Genomic DNA, 20,954 nt, shown 5'->3' with positions numbered 1-20,954 from the left:
GGTACCGCTGGCGGACCTGCCAACCGCGCTGGCGCTGGTGGCGCATCTGCGTGGGCGGGCACAGCGCCAGGGCATCGAGCTGGACAGTGCCCTGCGCCCGCCGCCGCCCGAACCCGCCACCTGCTGCGGGCGCGGCTGCAACGGTTGCGTCTGGGAGGGTTACTACACCGCCCTGCACCACTGGCGCGAGGACGCGCTGGCGCTGCTGCTGCCGTCACCGGCAGCAGCAGCGCCCAGCCTCAGCGAGGGCTGACCTCGGGCACCGCCATGTGGGCCTGCTGCAGGTCGAGGATGGCCTCGGGCTCTTCCTGCTCCTGCACCGTGGGGTTGTTCAGCCCTTCGTGCAGGCGCTGCATGTCGAGGTCACCCGTCCACTTGGCGACCACCAGCGTGGCCACGCCATTGCCGACCAGGTTGGTCAGCGCACGCGCTTCCGACATGAAGCGGTCGATACCCAGAATCAGCGCCAGGCCTGCCACCGGCACATGGCCCACGGCGGACAGCGTGGCCGCCAGCACGATGAAGCCCGAGCCGGTGATGCCCGCCGCGCCCTTGGAGGTGAGCAGCAGCACCAGCAGCAAGGTGATCTGGTGCGTGATGTCCAGCGGCGTGTCGGTGGCCTGGGCGATGAACACGGCAGCCATCGTCAGGTAGATGGAGGTGCCATCCAGGTTGAAGGAGTAACCGGTGGGAATCACCAGGCCCACGACGGACTTGCGCGCGCCGAGGTTTTCCAGCTTCTCCATCATGCGCGGCAGCACCGATTCGCTCGACGAGGTGCCCAACACGATCAGCAGTTCTTCCTTGATGTAGCGGATGAACTTGACGATGCTGAAACCATGCAGCCGCGCGATGGTGCCCAGCACCAGGAACACGAACAGCAGGCAGGTCAGGTAGAAGGTGCCCATCAGCTTGCCGAGCGAGAACAGCGAGTCCACGCCGTACTTGCCGATGGTGAAGGCCATGGCGCCGAAGGCACCGATGGGGGCGACCTTCATGATGAAGCCGACGATGTCGAACAGCACGTGCGAAGACTTCTCGATGAAGTCGAACACCAGCGTGCCGCGGCCGCCGAACTTGTGCAGCGCAAAACCGAACAGCACCGAGAACAGCAGCACCTGCAGGATGTCGCCCTTGGCAAAGGCGTCCACCACCGAGGTCGGGATCACGCCCAGCAGGAAGTCCACCGTGCCCTGCATCTTGCCGGGTTCGGTGTAGGTGGCGATGCTCTTGGTGTCCAGCGTGGCGGGGTCGATGTGCATGCCGACGCCGGGCTTGACCACGTTGACGATGATCAGGCCGATGATCAGCGCCAGCGAAGACACGATCTCGAAGTAGAGCAAGGCCAGGCCACCGGTCTTGCCGACCTTCTTCATGTCTTCCATGCCGGCGATGCCCACCACCACGGTGCAGAAGATGATGGGCGCGATGACCATCTTGATCAGCTTGATGAAACCATCACCCAGCGGTTTCATCTTGGCCCCCAGCTCGGGGTAGAAGTGGCCCAGCAGCACGCCGATGACGACGGCAAAAAGGACCTGGACGTAGAGCGACTTGTAAAACGGCTTGCGCGCAATCGGCGTTGACATGGTGTTGTCTCCGGGCCTTGGTGGCCTTGTTCGATGTGGGAATGGCCACCCACCGCCAGAGGCTGAGAGGCCGCGCGTCCCCTTGGCGGGACAGCCGGCACGATACGCAGCGCGCTCGCCCGCGCCAACTGTGGCGTTCAACAGGCGTACTACTACGTACAGGGGGCGCCGGCCCGGTTCAGGCCAGGCTCAGGCCGTCTTCAATGCGCGGCGCACCGCATCCAGCAGGCCGGTGCCGAGCCGGCGCTGCAGGCCGGCATGCACCGGCTGCGCCGCCACGCGCAAGGCCTCGCGCGTGGCCTCGGGCACGACGTGCAGCTGCACGCCCGGCATCTGCCGCAGGTGATGCAGGGCCTGCGAGTCCAGCTCGGCAGACAGCCGGTTGCCGCTCTCCAGCGCCTCGGCCAGCGCCTCGCCGAGCAGCGTCCGGTCTGCCCGCGCCAGGCTGCTCCAGAAACGCGGGTTGGCCACCACCGCATACCCCAGGTAACCGTGGCCGGTCAGGCTCACGTGCGGTTGCCAGGGCGCCAGCCCCTGGGTGAGGAAGTTGGACAGCGGGTTCTCGGCCGCGTCCACCACACCCCCCGCCAGGGCGCGCTGGGTTTCGGCAAAGGGCAGCACCACGGCGCGCGCGCCCCAGGCCTGCATCTGCGCCTGCAGCACGCCGGGCGCCTGCACGCGCACCCGCAGGTGCTGGAAGTCGGCCGGTTGCAGCAGCGGGCGCAGGGCGCTCATCTGCTTGAAGCCGTTGTCCAGGTAACCCAGGCCCAGCATTTGCTGGCGCGCCAGCCGCTGCAGCAGCTCGCGCCCCACCGCACCCTGCGTGACGCGGCGCACCTGCACCAGGTCATTGAACAGGTAGGGCAGATCAAACACGTCGAACTCCGGCACACCCGCCATGCCGAACTTGGAGAGGGACGGCGCCAGCATCTCCACCGCGCCCAGGCGCAGCGCCTCCATCTCGTCGTCGTCGCCGTACAGGCTGGAGTCCGGGTGCACCTGCACGCGGATGCGTTCGCCCGCGCGCTGGTGCACCAGGTCCTGGAAGCGCTGCGCCATGCGGCCCTTGGGCGTGTCCGGCGCCACCACGTGCGAGAAGCGCAGCCGCAGCGGCTGGCGCCGCGCCGCCAGCGCGGGTGCGGCCAGCGTGGCGACCGCGGCCAGACCGGCGCCCAGCCAGGCGCGGCGGCACAGCTGATCGAAGCGGGGTGGTGTGGCCGGCGGGAACATGCTCGCTATGCTAGGGCCTCTTCACCATGCCACCCGCCGCCGCCCCACCCGCTCCACTGCCCGACGTCGACACGCTGGACCTGGACACGCGCCACGCGTCGGCCCTGACGCGGCGCGCCCTGGGCTGGCTGGTCGCCCTGCTGCTGCTGGTTGCCACCTCCGCGGTGCTGATGGTGCTGTACCTGCGCGCCGAAGAACTGCAAGAGGCCGACCGGCAACGCACGGCCGACGCGCAGTGGCTGGACCAGACCCTGCGTTTTCACCTGCGCCGGCTCGAAGCCGACCTCGGTGTGCTCGCGCTGCGGGCGCAGGGCGCCGACGGGCCCGCACGCACCAGCGGGCTGGGCGGCCCATGGTGGCAACGGCCCGGGCAGGTGGCTTTCCATGGCTGGGTGCCGGCGGGCCGTGCACCGGCCGCCGTGCTGCCGGCACACACGCTGGCACCGGGCGCGGCCGAGGCTCTGGCCACCATGCTGGACACCACACGCGGCCTGCAGCGCGCGGCCTACGCCGGGCCGCTGGCCACGGCCACGCAGGCAGAGAGCCCATGGCTCTGGCTGGCGGTGCCCGGCTTCGAGCAGGGCCGCTTCGTCGGCGACTATGTGGCAGCCGTGGCGCTGGACCGGCTGCTGGCCGACACCCTGCCCGACTGGTTCCTGCAGGACCACCGGGTGGCCCTGGCCGACGACGACGCACCGCCCGGGCTGGACAGCTTCATCGCCCCCATCAACCTGCCGGGCGCGCGGCTGGCGCTGCAGGTGCAGGCCCTGGGCGACCAGGCGCCGCTGGCACCGCGCGCGTTCTTCGCCATGGCCCTGGTCTGCCTGGCCGGCATGCTGCTGGCGCTGGCGCGCCTGTGGCGCGACAACCGGCGCCGCCAGCGCACCGAGGCGCGGCTGCAGACCCAGCTGGCCTTGCGCAGCGCCATGGAGCGCTCGGTGCCGCTCGGCCTGTGCGCCTGGGACCGCGATGGCCGGCTGATCCACGTCAACCAGGCCTTCGGTCGCCTGGTCGGCTGGTCTCCGCAAGAGCTGCTGCGGCTGGCCGCGGATGCCGGCACACCACTGCCCTGCTGGCCACCCGAACAGGGCAATCCGTTTGAACGCCTGCGCGAAGCCGCCAGCGACCCCGACAGCCAGCAACTGGGGCACGCCTGGCAGCTGCAGCACCGCGACGGGCAACGCATCGAGGTGCTGGCCCACGGTGCACCCCTCTTGCTGGCCAGCGGCGAGGTGGCCGGCTGGATCGGCTCGGTGCTCGACATCACCGAACGCCAGCGCATCGAGCGGCTGGCCGCGCAGCAGCAGGCGCAACTGGAAGCCTCGGGCCGCCTGGTGGCGGTGGGCGAGGTGGCCTCGACGCTGGCGCACGAACTCAACCAGCCGCTGGGCGCACTCAGCAGCTTTGCCACCGGCCTGCTCAACCGCATGCGCGAGCAGCGCATCGGCTACGACGAGATCGTTCCGGTGGTCGAGCGCATCGAACACATGGCGGAGAAAACCGGCCGCGTGATCCAGCGCGTCAACGCCTTCGCGCGCCGCCAGGAAATGACGCGCCAGCCCCTGGCGCTCGCGCCCTTCGTGGCGCGGGTGGCAGCGGGCGCAGACCTGCCCGAGGGCGTGCAACGGGTGCTCGACCTGCCCGGCGGCGACGGCCCGGTGGTGCCCGCCGACGCCATGCTGCTGGAGCACGCCTTGCGCAACCTGGTCGTCAACGCCGGCCAGTGGGCACCACTCGGAGAGCACGCCACACCCTGCGTGCGGGTGGAACTGGTGATGCCGCCCGGCAGCGGCCAGGTTGGCGTGCGGGTGTCTGACAACGGGCCGGGCGTGCCACCCGATCAGGCCACCAAGGTGTTCGACGCCTTCAGCAGCCACCGCCCCGGCGGCATGGGCATGGGGCTGGCGATCAGCCGCTCCATCGCCGAGGCGCACCACGGCCGTATCGAACTCGCCAGGAGCCCGGACCTGCTGGGGGCACAATTCACGCTGTGGCTGCCCCTGAACCCCTGAACCCTCCCGTGCACGTGGTCGATGACGACGCGGATTTCCGCGACGGCATGGTGTGGCTGCTCGAATCGCGCGGCCTCGTGGCACACCCCTGGAACGGCGGCGAGAGTTTTCTGCAGGCGCTGCGCAGCGGCACGGTGAAGGCCGACTGCTGCGTCCTGCTGCTGGACATCCGCATGGAGCCGCTCTCGGGCCTGGCCACCTTCGAGCGCCTCAAGGCCATGGCCTGGCCCTGGCCGGTGCTGTTCCTGACCGGCCATGGCGACGTCAGCATGGCCGTGGCCGCGGTGAAGAACGGTGCCTGGGATTTTCTGGAGAAGCCTTTCCAGAACAACCTGCTGGTGGACAAGGTGGCGGCCGCGCGGCAGGCGGCCATCGAACAGCAGCACAACGAACAGGAACGCCTGCGCCTGCAACAGGCCGTGGCGGCGCTGAGCGGGCGCGAGCGTGAGGTGCTGCGCGAGGTGCTGCAGGGCCACTACAACAAGAACATTGCCGACCATCTCGGCATCACCCAGCGCACGGTGGAGTTCCACCGCGCCAACATCTTCGGCAAGCTGCAGGTGCAGTCCACCGTGGAGCTGGCGCACCGGCTGGGCCGGCTGGGTTTGAGCGTGGAAGGCTGAGGCCGGGCGGCGCCCAGCGCTCACCGTTCAGCGCCAAGAATTCAGAACAGTTCCTGCTGCGCACGCAGCGCCTGCGGATTGAACAGCGAGGTGTTGAGCGGCTCGCGCTCGGTGTGGTAGCCCAGGCGCGCACAGGTCTTGTGGAAGCGCTGGCGGATCAGGTCGGCCCAGACGCCCTGCCCGCGCATGCGCTGCGAAAAGTCGGCGTCGTAGTCCTTGCCGCCGCGCATCTCCTGCACACGTGCCATGACACGCGCCGCGCGGTCCGGGTAATGCTGCTCCAGCCACTGCCGGAACATCGGGCCAACCTCCCAGGGCAGGCGCAGCACGGTGTAGAAAGCGCGCCGCGCACCGGCCTCCCAGGCCGCTTCGAGCACCTGCTCCATGTCGTCGTTGATGAAGGGAATCTGCGGCGCCACGCTCACCCCCACCGGAATGCCGGCATCGGCCAGGGTGCGCAGCGTGCGCAAGCGCCGGTGGGGCGCGGCCGCGCGTGGCTCCAGGCGGCGCGCCAGCGGGCCGTCCAGCGTGGTGATGGTCATGTAGACCGCGGCCAGGCCCTGCGCCGCCATCGGCGCGAGGATGTCGATGTCGCGCTCCACGCCACTGCCCTTGGTGACGATGGCCAGCGGGTGTTTCGCCTCGGCCAGCACCTCCAGGCAGGCGCGGGTGAGCCTCCATTCGCGCTCGACCGGCTGGTAGGCGTCGGTCACTGTGCCGATGGCCAGCAGGCCCGGCACGTGGCGCGGGCTCGCCAGCTCGCGCCGCAGCACGGCGGCGATGTTGCGCTTGGCGATCAGCCGCGTTTCAAAGTCCAGCCCGGGCGACAGGTTGAGGTAACTGTGGGTCGGCCGCGCGTAGCAATAAATGCAGCCGTGCTCACAACCCCGGTAGGGATTGAGGCCGAGGTTGAAGCCGACGTCGGGCGAATCGTTGTGGCTGATGGCGCTCTTGCAGTCTTCCCAGCGCACCTCGGTCACCGGCGGTGGCGCCTCGCCCCGCGCCAGTGCGGCCTCGTCCAATGCACCCCAGCCATCGTCGAAGGCATCGCGCGCCACCGCCTCTAAGCGGTGCGCCTGCCGGTGGCTGACGCCCCGGCCCTTGATGGCCTGAATGGGAATGTGGACGTTCGGCATGGGAAGACGACTGTACACAAAAACAGTGTAGAGTGCAGCGTCTCAGGAGACCCCATGCCTTCATCTTCACTGGCGGCGCAGCCCGCCGACCCCATCGTGTCCGTGCGTGGCGTGAGCAAGACTTACGCCGGTGGTTTCCAAGCCCTCAAGCGGGTTGACCTCGACATCCGGCGCGGCGAAATCTTCGCCCTGCTCGGCCCCAACGGCGCCGGCAAGACCACGCTGATCAGCATCATCTGCGGCATCGCCCGCGCCAGCGAAGGCGTGGTGCTGGCCGACGGCTTCGACACCGCGCGCGACTACCGCCAGGCGCGCGCCATCGTCGGCCTGGTGCCGCAGGAGTTGCACACCGACGCGTTCGAAACCGTCTGGGCCACGGTGAGTTTCAGCCGCGGCCTGTTCGGCAAGGCACCCGACCCGGCGTACATCGAAAAAGTGCTGCGTGATCTCTCGCTCTGGGACAAGCGCAACAACCGCATCCTGGAGCTTTCGGGCGGCATGAAGCGGCGCGTGCTGATCGCCAAGGCCTTGTCGCACGAGCCCCGCATCCTGTTCCTCGACGAGCCCAGCGCCGGCGTGGACGTGGAGCTGCGGCACGACATGTGGCGCATGGTGCGCGAGCTGCGCGACCGCGGCACCACCATCATCCTCACCACCCACTACATCGAAGAAGCCGAAGACATGGCCGACCGCATCGGCGTGATCAACCACGGCGAACTGATCGTGGTGGAAGACAAGGCGGTGCTGATGCGCAAGCTCGGCAAGAAGCAGCTCACGCTGACGCTGCGCCAGACCATGGAGCACCTGCCCGAAGCGCTGGCACGCTGGCCACTGGAGCTTTCGGCCGACGGCCACACCCTCACCTACAGCTTCGACACCCAGCAGGACGAAACCGGCATCGCCGAACTGTTGCGCACGCTGGGCGCACAGGGCATCGACTTCAAGGACCTGCAGTCCAGCGAGAGCTCGCTCGAAGACATCTTCGTGAGCCTCGTCCACAAGAAACCAGGAGCGCGCGCATGAGTTTGAATTACCACGGCATCAGGGCCATCTACGGCTTCGAGATGGCGCGCACCTTCCGCACGCTCACGCAGAGCATCGTCGCGCCGGTGCTCACCACCTCGCTGTACTTCATCGTCTTCGGCACCGCCATCGGCTCGCGCATGGGCAACATCGACGGTGTGAGCTACGGCGCCTTCATCATCCCGGGGCTGGTCATGCTGTCGCTGCTGAGCGAGAGCATCTCCAACGCCTCGTTCGGCATCTACATGCCCAAGTGGTCGGGCACCATCTACGAGCTGCTGTCCGCGCCGGTGTCGTGGATCGAGGCACTGCTGGGTTATGTGGGCGCGGCGGCCACCAAGTCGGTGATGCTGGGCCTGCTGATCCTGCTCACCGCGCGGGTCTTCGTGCCGTACCACATCGCGCACCCGCTCTGGATGATCGGCTTCCTGCTGCTCACCGCCGTCACCTTCAGCCTGTTCGGTTTCATCATCGGCCTGTGGGCCGACAGTTTCCAGAAGCTGCAGGTCATTCCCCTGCTGGTGGTCACGCCGCTGACCTTCCTGGGTGGCGCGTTCTACTCCATCAACATGCTGCCGCCGGTGTGGCAGACCGTGTCGCTGGTGAACCCGGTGGTCTACCTCATCAGCGGTTTCCGCTGGTCGTTCTACGGCGTGGCCGACGTGCACATCGCGGTGAGCACCGGCATGACGCTGGTCTTCATGGCCCTGTGCCTGGGCTTCATCTGGTGGGTGTTCAAGACCGGCTACAAGCTCCGCCGCTGAACGGCATCGCCTGAGGGCGGTCACACCCGCCTGCGGCGGGGTGTGATAATGCGAATCTTTCGCATCTAACCGCCGTGACGCCGCAACACTCCCTCACCCAGCTCTACCAGCAGCACCATGGCTGGCTGCGGGGCTGGCTGTACCGGCACCTCGGCCATGCCGGTGATGCGGCAGACTTCGCGCAAGACACCTACCTGCGGGTGATCGAGTCGCGCCAGGCGCTGGAGCAGATCCGCGAACCGCGCGCCTTCCTGACCACGGTGGCCCGGCATGTGATGCTGAGTCACCTGCGGCGGCGCGAGGTCGAGCGCGCTTACGTCGACGCGCTGGCGCGCTTGCCCGAGGCGCTGGCGCCCTCGCCGGAAGAGCGCGCCATCGTGCTCGAAACCCTGTGCGAGATCGACCGCATCCTCGACGGCCTGCCGGCCAGGGTGCGACAGGCTTTCCTGTGGGCGCAGCTCGATGGCATGCCCTATGCCGAGATTGCCGAGCGGCTCGGGGTCTCGCTCAGCTCGGTCAAGCAGTACATGGCACGAGCGATCCGGCATTGTTATTTCCCCGAGGCCGCGGCATGACGCAGCCCGCCCCCTTGCCGGCGCCGGTGGTGGACGCCGCCGTCGGCTGGCTGGTGCACCTGTGGTCCGGCGAAGCCACCACCGCCAGCCGCACCCAGTGGCAGCGCTGGCGCGACGCCGACCCGCTGCACGAACAGGCCTGGCGCCACGTGGAGGCCACCGACGCGCGCTGGCGCGTGCAGGCCCCCGGCCTGGCACCGGCCCTGGTGGATGTGCGCGGCCGGGTGCAACGCCGGCGTGTGCTGGGCGGCATGGCCTCGCTGGCCGTGGCGGGCCTGGCTGTCCACCTCGGCCACGAACACCTGGCCGCCCAGGGTTGGCTGGCCGAGTTGCGCACCGCCAAGGGTGAACAACGCCGGCTGCAACTGCCCGATGGCACCGAGTTGCTGCTGAACACCGCCACCGCGCTGGATGTCGATTTCAGCAGCACGCTGCGCCGGCTGCGGCTGCATGCCGGCGAACTGCTGGTGCGCACCGCGGCAGACACCTTGCCCCTCGACCGCCCCTTCGTGGTGGACACCCCGGCCGGACGGGCCCAGGCCCTGGGCACACGCTTCACGGTGCGCCACGACCGCGACGGCCCTCAGGCGCATGCGACCCGCGTCGAGGTGTTTGAAGGCGCGGTGGACCTGCAGGCCACGGGCGGCACGGCGCTGCACATGCACGCCGGCCAGACCGCACGGCTGCGCACCGGCGACAGCGCAGCCGAGGCCTTGCCCCCGGCTCCGGCGCCGGCCTGGGTGGAGGGCCTGCTGATCGCCTCCGACATGCGGCTCGACGCCTTCATCGCCGAACTGCGCCGTTACCGCCCCGGCCTGCTCCAGGTCGCGCCCGAGGTGGCCGGCATGCGGCTCTCGGGCGTGTTCCCGCTGGCCGACACCGACCGCATCCTGCTGGCGCTGGTGCAGGCGCTGCCGGTGCGGGTGCAGGTGCCGGTGAAGTACTGGGTGCGCATCGGGCCGGTTGGCTGACGAGAGAGCGCTTCCAGAAAAAAACGCGCGGCGACGTGCTGCCGGTCTGTACCTTTTGGCCGCTCGTGCGTCAAGGAAGGGAGAGCCTCTTTCCCCTTCCTCCTTTCCAAGACACATGCCCAGCCACCTGCACTCCCCATCCGCCCTGCCCCAGCCACGCCGCCGCGCCTTCCCCGCCAACACCCTGGCCGCCGCGCTGGCCGCCGCCTTCACGCTGACCGGTCTGCTGGCTGCGCCCGCCGCGCGGGCCCAGACCGCCTCCGCCACGGCCGTGGCCTACGCCATTCCCGCCGGCCCGCTGGACGGCGCGCTGACGGCTTTCGCGCGCGCCTCCGGCGTGTTGCTGGTCTACCAGCCCGAACTGGTGCGCGGCCAGAGCAGCCCCGGCGTGCAGGGCCCGCACGCCCCCGCGCAGGCGCTGGCAACGCTGCTGTCCGGCTCCGGGCTGCAGGCCGTGGTGGCCGAGAACGGCACCTGGACGCTGCGCCGCGCGGCAGCCGCCGCACCGGTGGCAGCGGCTCCCGCCGCCGCGGCCACCCAGGATGGCGCGTCCCTGGCCGAGGTGCGCGTGACGGCCAGGGCCGAGAGCAACGGCCGCACCGAAGGCATCGACAGCTACACCGCCGCCGGCCCCAGCGGCGCCGCCACCGGCCTGGCGCTGACGCTGCGCGAGACGCCGCAGTCCGTCACCATCATGACGCGCCAGCGCATGGAAGACTTCCAGCTGGAAACGCTGGCAGAAGTGCTGGAGCAGACGCCGGGCGTGGCGGTCAGCCGCCAGAGCGACATGACCACCTTCAACATGCGCGGCTCCACGGCCAACCTCAAGGTCGATGGCAACCGCCTGCTGTCCACGGGCTGGGGCTGGAACAGCCACACCCTCTACACGCTGGATGACATGGTCGAGATCGACCGCATCGAAGTGCTCAAAGGATCCTCGGGCCTGGTCAATGGCGATGGCAACTACGGCGGCACCGTCAACCTGGTGCGCAAGCGGCCCACGCAGGAGTTCCAGGCCAACGTGAAGGCGGGTGCGGGCAGTTGGGGCAGCCGTCGCGTCGAAGGCGACGTCAGCGGCCCGCTCAACGCGGCCGGCACGCTGCGCGGCCGCCTCGTTGCCGCGCACCGCGAAGCCGACAGTTTCCGCGACAACCAGCACAGCCAGGCCCGCACGCTCTACGGCACGCTGGAGGCCGACCTGGCCCCCGACACCGTGCTCAGCGGCGGCCTGATCTACAAGGAACGCGAGCTGCGCGGCAGCTCGGGCACCACCCCCATCCAGGCCTATTCGGGCACCGGCGTGGCCGTGCCGCTGATGCCGCGCTCGTACACCAACGGCGCCTCCTGGGGCGGCTATGAGCAGACATCGCTGGGCCTGTTCGCGCGGCTGGAGCACCGCTTCGGCAACGGCTGGACGGGCAAGCTGCAACTCGCGCGCGACACGGTGGACACCCCCGAGTTGAAGATCGGCTACCTGCAGTACGCACTGCCCGGCGCGGTGCAGTACGGCCGCTACGCCGACATCGACGACCGCAACGACAGCGTCAGCGTGGACGTGCAGGGCCCGTTCGAACTGCTCGGCCGCCGGCACGAATTGCTGCTCGGCGCCGGCATCACGCGCGCGCGCACCACACTGCAGCGCGGCAGCGCGCCGGGCTCGTCGCTGACCGCGGCCGGCCTCACCTACGAAGGTGGCGGCGGCGCCATCGTCGAACCCGGCTGGGGCGGCCTGGCCTATTCCAACGACCTGTTCAGCCGCAAGAACCGCTACGTCTACGCCACCAGCCGCATCAACCTCGCCGACCCGGTGAAGCTCATCGTGGGCGCGCGCGTGAGCGACTACGACCAGCAAGACGTGACCGACGTCAGTTGGTACAACTACAGCATGCGCGAGCGCGGCGTGGTCACGCCCTACGCCGGCCTGGTGGTGGACGTGTCGCCCAACGTCTCGGTCTACGCCAGCCACGCCAGCATCTTCAAGCCGCAGAGCGCCAAGGACATCAACGAGCGCACGCTGGACCCGGAAGAAGGCGCGACCACCGAGATCGGTGCCAAGGGCGAGTTCTTCAACAAGCGCCTCAACGCCAGCATCTCGGCGTTCTGGATGCGCACCGAGAACACGGCCGAAACGGTCGGCATCAATGCGAACGGCAACACCATCTCGCGCGCGGTCCAGGGCGCGTCGCGGCGCGGCTACGAGCTGGAGCTGTCGGGTGAAGTGGCGCGCGGCTGGCAGGTGCAGGGCAGCTACGTGCTCCACAGCAGCAACCTGAGCAGCGCGTCCACCACCCCCGAGCACCAGTTCAAGCTCGCCAGCAGCTACCGCATCGACAAGGGCGCCGTGCAAGGCTTGACGCTGGGCGCCGCCGTGCGCTGGCAAAGCCCCATCTCCACCAGCCGCGGTGCGGCCACGCTGCGCCAGGACGCCTACTGGGTCACCGACCTGATGGCCCGCTACCAGGTGAATCGCCAGCTGAGCCTGAGTCTCAACATCGACAACCTGTTCGACAAGAAGTACTTCGCCGGCGTCACCAACTTCACCTCGCAGGGCCTGTTCTACACCTGGGGCGCTCCGCGCAGCGTGAACGTCGCCATGCGCTACGACTTCTGAGGCCCTTCATTTCTTTTTCATCACCCACCAGGACACCATCCATGTCTCTCTCCTTCCCTCGCCACCTCCGCTTCGCCGTGCTCGCGGCCACCCTCGTCGCCGCCGGATGCCAGTCGCTGCCCACCGGAGTTGCGCCCCAGGCCAGCGCGCCGATCCTGCGCCAGGACGCCTTCACTGGCGTCTACGAGGTCGCACCCACCGCCGACGGGCAATCGGTGTTCGTCGCCGACATCACCGGCTTCGATGCGAAGAACGGCGGCTTCGTGCACCGGCTGGACCCGCGCACGCTGCAGATCCAGCAGACCGTGCAACTGCCACGCCGCTCCTTCGCGCTCGGCATGAACCACCGCACCCAGACGCTGTACGCCGGCAACACCATGGAGGGTTCCATCTCGGTGATCGATGCCACCAGCGGCCTGGTGCAGGCCACCATCCAGATGGCCACGCCGCGCAAGAACGACAAGGGCGAAGAAGTCACGCCACACACGCGCAAGGTCATCGTCGACGAGAAGAACGACCGCGTGTTCGTGACCAGCCCGGGCCGCCCGGGCCTGGTCTGGATCGTGGACGGCAAGACGCGCACGCTCACCCACACCATCACCAGCGACGGCATCTGGACGGCCGGCGGCGCCTACGACGCGCAGCGCAACCGCCTCTACGTGGGCCAGGGCGGCGTGGACGAGATCCTGGCCATCGACCCCGATGCGGGCAAGGTGGTCGGCCGCTTCAGCACGGGCGAGACCAAGGACAACAAGGACTCCAAGCACTTCTTCATCAACCTGGCCCTGGACGCACAAGGCCAGCGCCTGTTCGCGGTGGACCCCAACACCAACCGCGTCTACGTGGCCGACATCACCAGCGGCCGCTTCGTGCGCGAAGTGCCGGTGGACGGTGTGGGCCTGCTGGACATCGTCTACAACACCCAGCGCCGTGAGGTCGTGGTCAGCCACCGCGGTGTCAACAACAGCAACCCGCAGGGCTCGGGCGGCGTGACCGTGTTCGACGCAGACAGCTTCGCCGTCAAGCGCCGCCTGGACCTGCCGGTGCACCCGAACAGCCTGGCGCTCTCGCCCGACGGCCAGACGCTGTACGTGACGGTGAAAGCCCCGCACGGCGACAAGCACCCGGCCTACCGCAAGGATGCGCGCGACAGCGTCGTGCGCATCGACCTGCGCGGCGGTTGACGCACGCAGGAGCGGTGCCTTCATCGGGTGGGTCCATCCGATGAACACAAGGCACCGCCACCAGCCCCGGCGTGGGCCGGCCCGGACGCGCTGCGGACCAGGCTGAGAGCCACACGGCGGCAGAAAACAAAGGACAAAACAAAAAAGGCTTCAGAACCGTGGTTCTGAAGCCTTTTGTTTTTGGCTGTGCGGCCCCGGGCTGTGCCGGAGCCGTCAGGTGCAGGGCTTAGTAGCCGCCGCGACCACCACCACCGTAGCCGCCACCGCCGCCGCCGTAGCCGCCGCCACCCGAGCGATCGCCACCGCCGTAGCCGCCGGTGCGGGGGGGACGGGGTTCCATCGGACGGGCTTCGTTCACGGTGATGCTGCGGCCGCCGAGCGACTGGCCGTTCATGCCGGAAATGGCGGCTTGCGCCTCGGCATCGCTGCCCATTTCGACGAAACCAAAGCCCTTGGAGCGGCCGGTTTCGCGTTCCATCATGACCTTGGCGCTGTTGACCGAGCCAAATTCAGAGAAAGACTGTTGCAGGTCTTCGTCGCGCACCGAGTAAGGCAGGTTGCCGACGTAAAGTTTGTTGCCCATGGGGGACTCCTCAAAATACAAAAAACAAAGCGATGGGGTCCCGAAAGCTCAACAAACCCGAAAGTCACGCCGTCGCGCGCGAAACTGACCAATCACCTCACCTGTGCACGCAATTTTTCGCGTTGCACGGGCCGCAGTATGCGTCAGGAGTCCCCTCCCGTCCAACCCGGCCAGCAAGTTGGGTGCTGGTTCGCGCATTTTTGGGGTGAAAACAGACACTTTGTCGCCCTGCCACCCATCCGGCGAGGCCTGTCCCCGGGGAAAACCCGGACAAAACCCGGCTCATTTCTTCTGCCGGGGGGCCCTGGTCTTGGCCGCGGGCTGCTTCAGGCGGGCACTGGTGTGCTCGAGCCACAGCAGCGTGTCGGTCTGCGCCATGAAGCGGCGCAGGTAGTCGGGCGAGCAGTCGCTCAGCAGGCCCAGGGTGCGCAGCACCAGCATGTGGGAGTTCAGCGGCCCGGCGTTCTCGGGCCCGCGCCGCACCGCCTGCACCACCTCGGCCTCGGCACACAGGCGTGCCCAGGTCTCACGAAAGGCTTGCGCACTGCGCAGTTCGCTGCGCGCACCGGCGGGCAGGCCGGTGCGTTCGCTGATGTGGCGGTTGAGTTCGCCCAGCGGGGTCAGCGGTTTGGCCGGCGCGGCGCGCGGCCGGCTGCGGGCAGGTTGCTGCGGTGCCGGTGTGTCCGCCACGGCGGGGCCATCGGCCGGCTGTGCCTCCTGCGCCACACGCGCTTGCAGCAGCGCCCGCACCGCCTCGGGGGCGGTCTGCAGGCGGCGCGCCAGGGCGGCCTGCTGGTGGGCGCGCACCGCGCTGGCGTGCTCACCCATTCGGCGTTGCCGGTTTGGACGGCGCGCTCTTGGGCACCGGGGCCATTTCCACGCGGCGGTTCAGCGCGCGGCCTCTTTCTTCGGCGTTCGACGCCACCGGCTGCTCTGCACCGAAGGCGGCACTGAACACCTGATGCGCCGGCATGCCTTCCTGGATGAGCGCACGCGTGACGGTGAGTGCACGCTGCGCCGACAGCTCCAGGTTGTCGGCAAACCGCTGGTTGCTCGCCTGCACCGGGCGGTCGTCGGTGAAGCCGCTGACCATCAACATTTCTTCGCGCTCGGCCAGGTAGACCTGCAGCGGTGGCACCAGGCTCTGGAGCACCTGGCGGCCTTCGGGCCGCAGCTGGTCGGAGTTGAGCGCGAACAACACGCTGCCGCTGATGCCGATACGGCCGTTGTCCAGCGTCACGCGCCCGTTCTGCAGCGGAATGGCCAGGGCCTTCTCCAGCGCCATGCGGCGTTGTTCTTCCTGCTGGCGCTTCTGCACCTCGGCCTGCAGGCTGGTGACAAGGTCCATCTGCACCACCAGCACACCGACCAGGATGAGCACGAAGGCACCCACCAGGCCAGCCATGAGGTCGCCGAACACGGCCCACACCGGCGCGTTGCGCTCGGTGCCATCGCTGTCGATGTCGGTGTCGTCGAGCGCCGTCATGCGGCCGCCGCCTTCGGTGCCGGGCCGCGCAGGCTGCGCAGGTCTTCCACGATGCCCTGCTGCGCGCTGATGCTGAGGTCGATCACCTCACGCGCCTGCGCCACGTAATAGGCCAGCTGTTCGTCGCTGCGCGCGATCGACTGGCCCACCGCGGCCTCGATGCGCTGCAGGCTCTCGACCAGCTTGTCGTTGCTGCTGCTGAAGAGCTGCACGCCGTGGCCGAAGGCTTCGCCCAGGCTGGCCAGTTCGATCGCGCTGCCGCTGACCTGGGCCGCCACGTCTTCGGCGCGCACCGCCTGCGCACCCACGGTGTCGGCAAACTGCCGCCCGACCTGTTCCAGCACCGCACCGGCCGAACCGACCAGCGACTCGATGGCCGCGCGCTGCTCGCCGGTGGCCTGCTGCACGCTCTGCAGGAGGCCATCGATCTGGCCCATGAGCGATGCCCGCTCCTGCAGCGCGAGGTTGTCGCGTTCGCCGATGCGGGCCATGTCGCCGCGCAGCTGTGCGATCACGTCGGCCGCCGCCTTGGGCGCCTCGGCCGCGCTGTCAATCAGGCGGGTGATGGGCGCTTCCAGCGCGGTGCCCAGGGTCTGCAGATGGTCCGTCACCTGCGCGTTCAGCGAGGCCTGCAGTTCGGCCAGGCGCTGCGCGCTGGCATCGCTGCGCGCGGCTTCGTCGCGGCGCAGGTTGGCGATCTCGTCGCGCCACAGCGTGGCGGTCTGCGCCAGCGTGTCGGCCGATGCCTGCTGCTGCGCCAGGGTCTGCGCGCCGAGCTGCTGCCACTCGGCCTGAAGCGTGGCGGCCATGGCCTGCAAGGCCTGCACCGCCTCTGCCTGCTGCGCCTGAGCGGTGGCGGTTTGTGCCGCCTGAGACTGGCTCGCGCTGTCCTGCACGCCCGCGATGAGTGCGCTGCAGCGCGCCTCGAAGCCGCTGGTGAAAGCGCCCAGCGCCCGGTCCAGTCCCTGCACCTGTTGTTCGCTCAGGCGCGCGTGTTCCTGCAACGCCTGCGTCCAGGCCGTCAGGCGCTGTTGTTCGGCACCGGCCTGCTCGGCCTGCGTTCGGTTCACCGCTTCGTGCACGCTGTCCACCAGGGCGGCGCTGCGGGTTTCGAAGGTGCTGGTGAAGGCGCTCAGCGCCCGGTCCAGGCCCTGCACCTGTTGTTCGCTCAATTGCGCGTGGCTTTGCAACGCCTGCGTCCAGGCCGTCAGGCGCTGTTGTTCGGCACCGGCCTGCTCGGCCTGCGAGCGGTTCACCGCCTCGTGCACGCTGTCCACCAGGGCGGCGCTGCGTGTTTCGAAGGTGCTGGTGAAGGCGTTGAGCGCGCGGTCCAGGCCCTGCACCTGCTGTTCGCTCAATTGCGCGTGGCTTTGCAATGCCTGCGTCCACGCCGTCAGGCGCTGCTGTTCGGCACCGGCCTGCTCGGCCTGCGTTCGGTTCACCGCTTCGTGCACGCTGTCCACCAGGGCAGCGCTGCGGGTTTCGAAGGTGCTGGTGAAGGCGGTGAGTGCGCGGTCCAGGCCCTGCACCTGCTGTCCGCTCAGTTGGGCGTGGCTTTGCAATGCCTGCGTCCAGGCCGTCAGGCGCTGTTGCTCGGCGCCGGCCTGCTCGGCCTGCGTTCGGTTCACCGCCTCGTGCACGCTGCCCACCAGGGCGGCGCTGCGCTCTTCGAAGGTGCTGGTGAAGGCGGCGAGTGCGCGCTCCAGGCCTTGCGCCTGTTGTTCGCTGGCGCGCGTGTGCTGCTGCAGCGCGCCGCTCCAGGTGTCGGCCACGGTCTGGGTGGTGGCGCCGAAGCGTTCGGTCAGGCCGGTCATCTGCGCCTGCACCGCGGCCTGCACACGCTCGTGCAGGCGGTTGGATTCCAGCGCGACGCCTTCCATGGCCTGCTGCACCACCGGCTGCAGGCTCTCGGCGGCCACGCGCGTGCTGGCGCTCAGGCTGTCGGCGAGGGAGCGTTCCACCGACTGCGCCAGGCGGCGGTAGGACTCGCCGGCTTCAACGTGGAACTGCGCCTGGCGCGCCAGCAGCTGGTCGTCCAGCTGCTGGTTGCGGCGTTCGATCTGCCCGATGAGCGCGTGCAGTTGCTCCGCCACCGCCGGCAGGGCACCGGCCTGCTGCTGCAGGGCGTCGAAGGTGGCCTGGCGTTGCTGGGCGAGCGAGAACGGGCGGAACACGGTGGTGGTCAGCGCCTCCAGCTGGCGCGCGACCTCGGTGCGCTCGCGCCGACTGATGGCGGACATGAGGCCCAGCATGGCCGAGGTGGCCACACCCACCACCGAAGTGCCGAAGGCCAGGCCCAGGCCCTTGATGGGCGCGGCCAGCGCGGAGCGGATGGCCTGCAGGTCGGCCGATCCTTCGAGCGTGAACACCACGCCCTTGAAGGTGACCACCATGCCGAGGAAGGTGCCGAGCATGCCGAGCATCACCAGCAGGCCGATCAGGTAGGGCGTGAGCGCCAGGCCGGGCAAGGCGCCACGCTCGCCCTCGATGCGCCGGCGCACCGCGTGCTGCAGCGCGGGTGGCACCTGTTGCAGCCAGTCGCCCAGCTTGTCCAGCGGCTGCGGCACCTGGCCCAGCGCTTCGGACAATGCGGCGGTGGCCTGGCGGTAGCGCCGCAGTTCCTGCGCGCCGATGAGGAAGACGCCGCCGATGAGCAGCGTCATGGCCAGCGCAAAGGCGCTGCTGCCGACAAAACCGGCGCCAACCCAGGCGATGGACAACAGGCCGAGCGCAAAAGCGGTGGCAAAAAACAGGCGGTTCAAGGAGGAGCGGTTCATGGATTCAGTTCGGTTCGGTGCGGCTGGCCTCGGCCAGCGCTTCGATCATGCCCAGCACCGGCTGCAGCCGGTGCTCGAGCTCGGCCAGCAAGGCCTGTTGGAAGTCGTGTTCGAACAGCGCCGGCCAGGTCTCGGGATGGGCCTGGCGCTGTTGCTGGAAACGTTGCTTGAGCAAGGCCGGCAGGCCGGCCAGCAGCCGCTGTTCGCGGCCACCCAGCATCTGGTCGAGCGTGGCGTCGAGCGTGGCCAGTTGCGCCAGCCGGGGCGACGCGGCCGACAAGGTCTGGCGCAGGTGCCCGCGCAAGGCGTCGATGCTCATTTCCATGCGCCGTTGCTGGTCCTGGCAGCGCTTGTGGTACGGGGTGAACAGGGTGTCTTCGGCCTGCACCGCGGGCACCGGCGGGGTGGTGATGGAGCGGCTCAGGGTGTCTCGCACCCGCTGCAGCTCGGCCTCCAGCTCCGCCTGCCGCGCTTCGGGCAGCGCATCCGCGCGGCGCGGTGCGCGGCCCACCGCGGGCAGCGCCTGGTGGACCGCCTTCAGCGCGATGGCATCGGCCACGTTGAGCCATTCACCCAGCCGCTCGGCGATGTCCTGGCGCGGCGCCGTGGCCTCCGCGGACACGGGCAACCAGCCGGCGAGCTGGCGCACGAGGGCGGGACGGTTGAACTGGCTGCTGCGCACGGGAGAAAAATTGGGGCAGGGGCGTCCTTGCGGACGCGCTGATCGATCAGGACAGAAAGCAGATGGGCGGCGGTGTCAGAGCACCAGCACGGCCCGGAAATCGTTCACGTTGGTGTGCGTGGGGCCTGTGATGACCAGATCACCGATGGACTCGAAGAAGCCGTAGGCATCGTTGCGGGCCAGGTGGTCGGTGAGCTTGAGGCCCTTTTCGCCGGCTCTGGCCAGGGTGTCGGGCGTCACCAGCGCACCCGCATTGTCCTCCACGCCGTCGATGCCGTCGGTGTCGGCCGCCAGCGCCCAGACGCCGGCCTGCCCACCCAGGGCCTGCGCGAGGCCGAGGCAGAACTCGCCGGCACGCCCGCCACGGCCCCGGGCCTGGCCTTCGACACGCGGGCGCACCGTCACGGTGGTTTCGCCACCGCTCAGGATCACGCAGGGGGTGGTGAAGCTGCTGCGGCCGAGCGCGGTGGAGCGCGCCAGTGCGCCGTGCACCTTGCCGACCTCGCGCGACTCGCCTTCGATCTCGTCGCTCAGGACCACCACGTTCAGGCCCAACGCACGCGCGGCTTCGGCCGCGGCTTCCAGGCTCTGCTGCGGCGTGGCGATGAGCTCCACCGCATGGCCGTGCAGGCGTTCGTCGCCGGGCTTGGGGGTTTCCAGCGCACCGCTCTCCAGTTGCGCACGCACGGCCGCCGGCACCTCGATGCCGTAGCGGCGCAGGATGTCCAGCGCCTCGGCGCAGGTGGAGGCGTCGGGCACGGTGGGGCCGCTGGCGATCACGCTGACGTCGTCGCCCGGCACGTCGCTGATGGTGAGCGTGACCACCCGCGCCGGCGCGCAGGCCGCCGCCAGCCGCCCGCCCTTGATGGCCGAGAGGTGCTTGCGCACGGTGTTCATCTCGCCGATGTGCGCGCCGCTTTCCAGCAGTTGGCGGTTGATGCGTTGTTTGTCTTCCAGCGTGAGGCCATCGCACGGCAGCGTGAGCAGGGCCGAACCACCGCCGGAGATGAGGCAGAGCACGAGGTCGTCGGCCGTGAGGCCTTCGGTGAGTTGCAGGATGCGCTGCGCGGCTTGGAGGCCGGCGGCATCGGGCACCGGGTGCGAGGCTTCCACCACCTCGATGCGCTGCGCCAGGCCTTCGGGCCGGGGCGGCGTGTGGTGGTAGCGCGTGACCACCAGGCCCGACAGCGGCGCATCGGCCGGCCACAGCGCCTCCACCGCCTGCGCCATCGCACCACCCGCCTTGCCCGCACCCAGCACCACAGTGCGGCCCTTGGGCGGCGCCGGCAGGCTGGCAGCGGTGTTGTGCAGGGGCAGCGCACGTTGCACCGCCACGTCGTACAGGTGGCGCAGCAGGGCACGCGGGTCGCTGAGGCTGGGGGAAGAGGTAGGGGTCGGTTGAGACATGGGGGGAGAGTTTAGTGCGGGGGAAACCACCGCCCCTGCTCACAGCAGGAGGGCGACCCGGGAGGTGCCGGCTGCGGTGGCGGCGACGGCCGTGAGGCCGAGACCCGGTGGGCGGTGAATACGAGGCAGGTCATTTCAAGGAAGAGAGGTCGTCGGTCAAGGTGCCCTCACCCCAACCCTCTCCCAGGGGGAGAGGGAGCGATGCCCGCACGCCGGAGGGGAAGCCCGTTCCCGTTCCCGTTCCCGGCCCCGCTCCCCTGCCGTCAGGCCGGGCTGAGCAGCACAGGGGTGCGGGGAAAAA

At 69.3% G+C, this 20,954-nt stretch carries 18 protein-coding genes; 9 read left to right on the top strand and 9 right to left on the bottom strand.

The annotated features are described in order from the left end of the window. Nucleotides 1-37 precede the first annotated feature (37 nt). Complete coding sequence (locus HPA01S_RS23190; RefSeq protein ID WP_306307128.1) at nucleotides 38-253, top strand: oxidoreductase-like domain-containing protein; 216 nt, start codon at nucleotides 38-40, stop codon at nucleotides 251-253. Here the strand turns inward: HPA01S_RS23190 and HPA01S_RS16575 are convergent. Together HPA01S_RS16575 and HPA01S_RS16570 are read right to left on the bottom strand one after the other, a co-directional pair. Next, on the bottom strand, nucleotides 240-1,589 hold the full coding sequence (locus HPA01S_RS16575) for a dicarboxylate/amino acid:cation symporter (protein WP_066271880.1): 1,350 nt from the start codon (nucleotides 1,587-1,589) through the stop codon (nucleotides 240-242). The two genes, HPA01S_RS23190 and HPA01S_RS16575, sit on opposite strands and share 14 nt — an antisense overlap. A gap of 189 nt (nucleotides 1,590-1,778) precedes the next feature. Continuing rightward, on the bottom strand, nucleotides 1,779-2,819 hold the full coding sequence (locus HPA01S_RS16570) for a DctP family TRAP transporter solute-binding subunit (protein WP_066271879.1): 1,041 nt from the start codon (nucleotides 2,817-2,819) through the stop codon (nucleotides 1,779-1,781). Between the two features lie 26 nt (nucleotides 2,820-2,845). Here HPA01S_RS16570 and HPA01S_RS16565 point away from each other — a divergent pair, with 26 nt between their 5' ends. Further along, the gene (locus tag HPA01S_RS16565) at nucleotides 2,846-4,831 is read left to right on the top strand and encodes a two-component system sensor histidine kinase NtrB (RefSeq protein WP_066271878.1); all 1,986 of its coding nucleotides are present in this window, start codon (nucleotides 2,846-2,848) and stop codon (nucleotides 4,829-4,831) included. Beyond that, the gene (locus HPA01S_RS23920; protein WP_245638678.1) at nucleotides 4,810-5,454 is read left to right on the top strand and encodes a response regulator transcription factor; all 645 of its coding nucleotides are present in this window, start codon (nucleotides 4,810-4,812) and stop codon (nucleotides 5,452-5,454) included. The genes HPA01S_RS16565 and HPA01S_RS23920 overlap by 22 nt, the downstream gene beginning before the upstream one ends. Nucleotides 5,455-5,495: 41 nt before the next feature. Here the strand turns inward: HPA01S_RS23920 and HPA01S_RS16555 are convergent, their stop codons facing one another. Next, nucleotides 5,496-6,590 carry a PA0069 family radical SAM protein gene (locus tag HPA01S_RS16555; protein ID WP_066271877.1) on the bottom strand — a complete coding sequence of 365 codons (1,095 nt, stop codon included), beginning with the start codon at nucleotides 6,588-6,590 and terminating at the stop codon, nucleotides 5,496-5,498. 54 nt (nucleotides 6,591-6,644) lie between these two features. Between HPA01S_RS16555 and HPA01S_RS16550 the strand changes: the two genes are divergently transcribed. From HPA01S_RS16550 to HPA01S_RS16525, 6 genes are all read left to right on the top strand, one after another. Further along, a complete protein-coding gene (locus HPA01S_RS16550; RefSeq protein WP_066271876.1) occupies nucleotides 6,645-7,613 on the top strand; it encodes an ABC transporter ATP-binding protein in 969 nt (322 codons plus the stop codon). 2 nt (nucleotides 7,614-7,615) lie between these two features. Continuing rightward, nucleotides 7,616-8,377 carry an ABC transporter permease gene (locus HPA01S_RS16545; RefSeq protein ID WP_066271908.1) on the top strand — a complete coding sequence of 254 codons (762 nt, stop codon included), beginning with the start codon at nucleotides 7,616-7,618 and terminating at the stop codon, nucleotides 8,375-8,377. Nucleotides 8,378-8,451: 74 nt separating this feature from the next. Continuing rightward, nucleotides 8,452-8,952 (top strand): sigma-70 family RNA polymerase sigma factor, encoded by a 501-nt coding sequence (locus HPA01S_RS16540; protein WP_066271875.1) that lies wholly within the window; start codon nucleotides 8,452-8,454, stop codon nucleotides 8,950-8,952. Continuing rightward, a complete protein-coding gene (locus HPA01S_RS16535; RefSeq protein ID WP_066271874.1) occupies nucleotides 8,949-9,923 on the top strand; it encodes a FecR domain-containing protein in 975 nt (324 codons plus the stop codon). The genes HPA01S_RS16540 and HPA01S_RS16535 overlap by 4 nt, the downstream gene beginning before the upstream one ends. Before the next feature lie 115 nt (nucleotides 9,924-10,038). After that, entirely contained in the window at nucleotides 10,039-12,534 is a 2,496-nt protein-coding gene (locus tag HPA01S_RS16530; protein ID WP_066271873.1) for a TonB-dependent siderophore receptor, read from the top strand. Between the two features lie 41 nt (nucleotides 12,535-12,575). Beyond that, nucleotides 12,576-13,718 (top strand): YncE family protein, encoded by a 1,143-nt coding sequence (locus HPA01S_RS16525; RefSeq protein ID WP_066271872.1) that lies wholly within the window; start codon nucleotides 12,576-12,578, stop codon nucleotides 13,716-13,718. A gap of 226 nt (nucleotides 13,719-13,944) precedes the next feature. On the opposite strand, the gene rbp is transcribed toward HPA01S_RS16525, so the two are convergent. The 6 genes from rbp to HPA01S_RS16495 form a co-directional block, all read right to left on the bottom strand. Then, on the bottom strand, nucleotides 13,945-14,301 hold the full coding sequence (rbp, locus tag HPA01S_RS16520; protein ID WP_066271871.1) for an RNA-binding regulator: 357 nt from the start codon (nucleotides 14,299-14,301) through the stop codon (nucleotides 13,945-13,947). A gap of 282 nt (nucleotides 14,302-14,583) precedes the next feature. After that, the gene (locus tag HPA01S_RS16515; RefSeq protein ID WP_066271870.1) at nucleotides 14,584-15,129 is read right to left on the bottom strand and encodes a DUF2894 domain-containing protein; all 546 of its coding nucleotides are present in this window, start codon (nucleotides 15,127-15,129) and stop codon (nucleotides 14,584-14,586) included. Further along, entirely contained in the window at nucleotides 15,122-15,787 is a 666-nt protein-coding gene (locus HPA01S_RS16510; RefSeq protein WP_066271869.1) for an OmpA family protein, read from the bottom strand. The genes HPA01S_RS16515 and HPA01S_RS16510 overlap by 8 nt, the downstream gene beginning before the upstream one ends. After that, a complete protein-coding gene (locus HPA01S_RS16505) occupies nucleotides 15,784-18,564 on the bottom strand; it encodes a DUF802 domain-containing protein (RefSeq protein WP_157085071.1) in 2,781 nt (926 codons plus the stop codon). The genes HPA01S_RS16510 and HPA01S_RS16505 overlap by 4 nt, the downstream gene beginning before the upstream one ends. A gap of 4 nt (nucleotides 18,565-18,568) precedes the next feature. Beyond that, entirely contained in the window at nucleotides 18,569-19,246 is a 678-nt protein-coding gene (locus tag HPA01S_RS16500; RefSeq protein ID WP_066271867.1) for a DUF3348 family protein, read from the bottom strand. A gap of 75 nt (nucleotides 19,247-19,321) precedes the next feature. Then, nucleotides 19,322-20,653: a glycerate kinase type-2 family protein gene (locus HPA01S_RS16495; protein WP_066271866.1), complete on the bottom strand. Its 1,332-nt coding sequence runs from the start codon at nucleotides 20,651-20,653 to the stop codon at nucleotides 19,322-19,324. Nucleotides 20,654-20,954: the final 301 nt, after the last annotated feature.

This window comes from Hydrogenophaga palleronii NBRC 102513 (assembly GCF_001571225.1).
Classification (GTDB): Bacteria; Pseudomonadota; Gammaproteobacteria; order Burkholderiales; family Burkholderiaceae_C; genus Hydrogenophaga; species Hydrogenophaga palleronii.
The sequence above is the reverse complement of the archived record's forward strand: the minus strand, read 5'-3'. Positions and strand labels throughout refer to the sequence as shown.

Coding starts and splice junctions, on each gene's coding strand:
- HPA01S_RS16525 (WP_066271872.1), top strand. CDS start 12,576: ATGTCTCTCTCCTTCCCTCGCCACCTCCGCTTCGCCGTGCTCGCGGCC.
- HPA01S_RS16535 (WP_066271874.1), top strand. CDS start 8,949: ATGACGCAGCCCGCCCCCTTGCCGGCGCCGGTGGTGGACGCCGCCGTC.
- rbp (WP_066271871.1), bottom strand. CDS start 14,301: ATGGGCAACAAACTTTACGTCGGCAACCTGCCTTACTCGGTGCGCGAC.
- HPA01S_RS16570 (WP_066271879.1), bottom strand. CDS start 2,819: ATGTTCCCGCCGGCCACACCACCCCGCTTCGATCAGCTGTGCCGCCGC.
- HPA01S_RS16555 (WP_066271877.1), bottom strand. CDS start 6,590: ATGCCGAACGTCCACATTCCCATTCAGGCCATCAAGGGCCGGGGCGTC.
- HPA01S_RS16550 (WP_066271876.1), top strand. CDS start 6,645: ATGCCTTCATCTTCACTGGCGGCGCAGCCCGCCGACCCCATCGTGTCC.
- HPA01S_RS16495 (WP_066271866.1), bottom strand. CDS start 20,653: ATGTCTCAACCGACCCCTACCTCTTCCCCCAGCCTCAGCGACCCGCGT.
- HPA01S_RS16505 (WP_157085071.1), bottom strand. CDS start 18,564: ATGAACCGCTCCTCCTTGAACCGCCTGTTTTTTGCCACCGCTTTTGCG.
- HPA01S_RS16515 (WP_066271870.1), bottom strand. CDS start 15,129: ATGGGTGAGCACGCCAGCGCGGTGCGCGCCCACCAGCAGGCCGCCCTG.
- HPA01S_RS16565 (WP_066271878.1), top strand. CDS start 2,846: ATGCCACCCGCCGCCGCCCCACCCGCTCCACTGCCCGACGTCGACACG.
- HPA01S_RS16530 (WP_066271873.1), top strand. CDS start 10,039: ATGCCCAGCCACCTGCACTCCCCATCCGCCCTGCCCCAGCCACGCCGC.
- HPA01S_RS16510 (WP_066271869.1), bottom strand. CDS start 15,787: ATGACGGCGCTCGACGACACCGACATCGACAGCGATGGCACCGAGCGC.
- HPA01S_RS16575 (WP_066271880.1), bottom strand. CDS start 1,589: ATGTCAACGCCGATTGCGCGCAAGCCGTTTTACAAGTCGCTCTACGTC.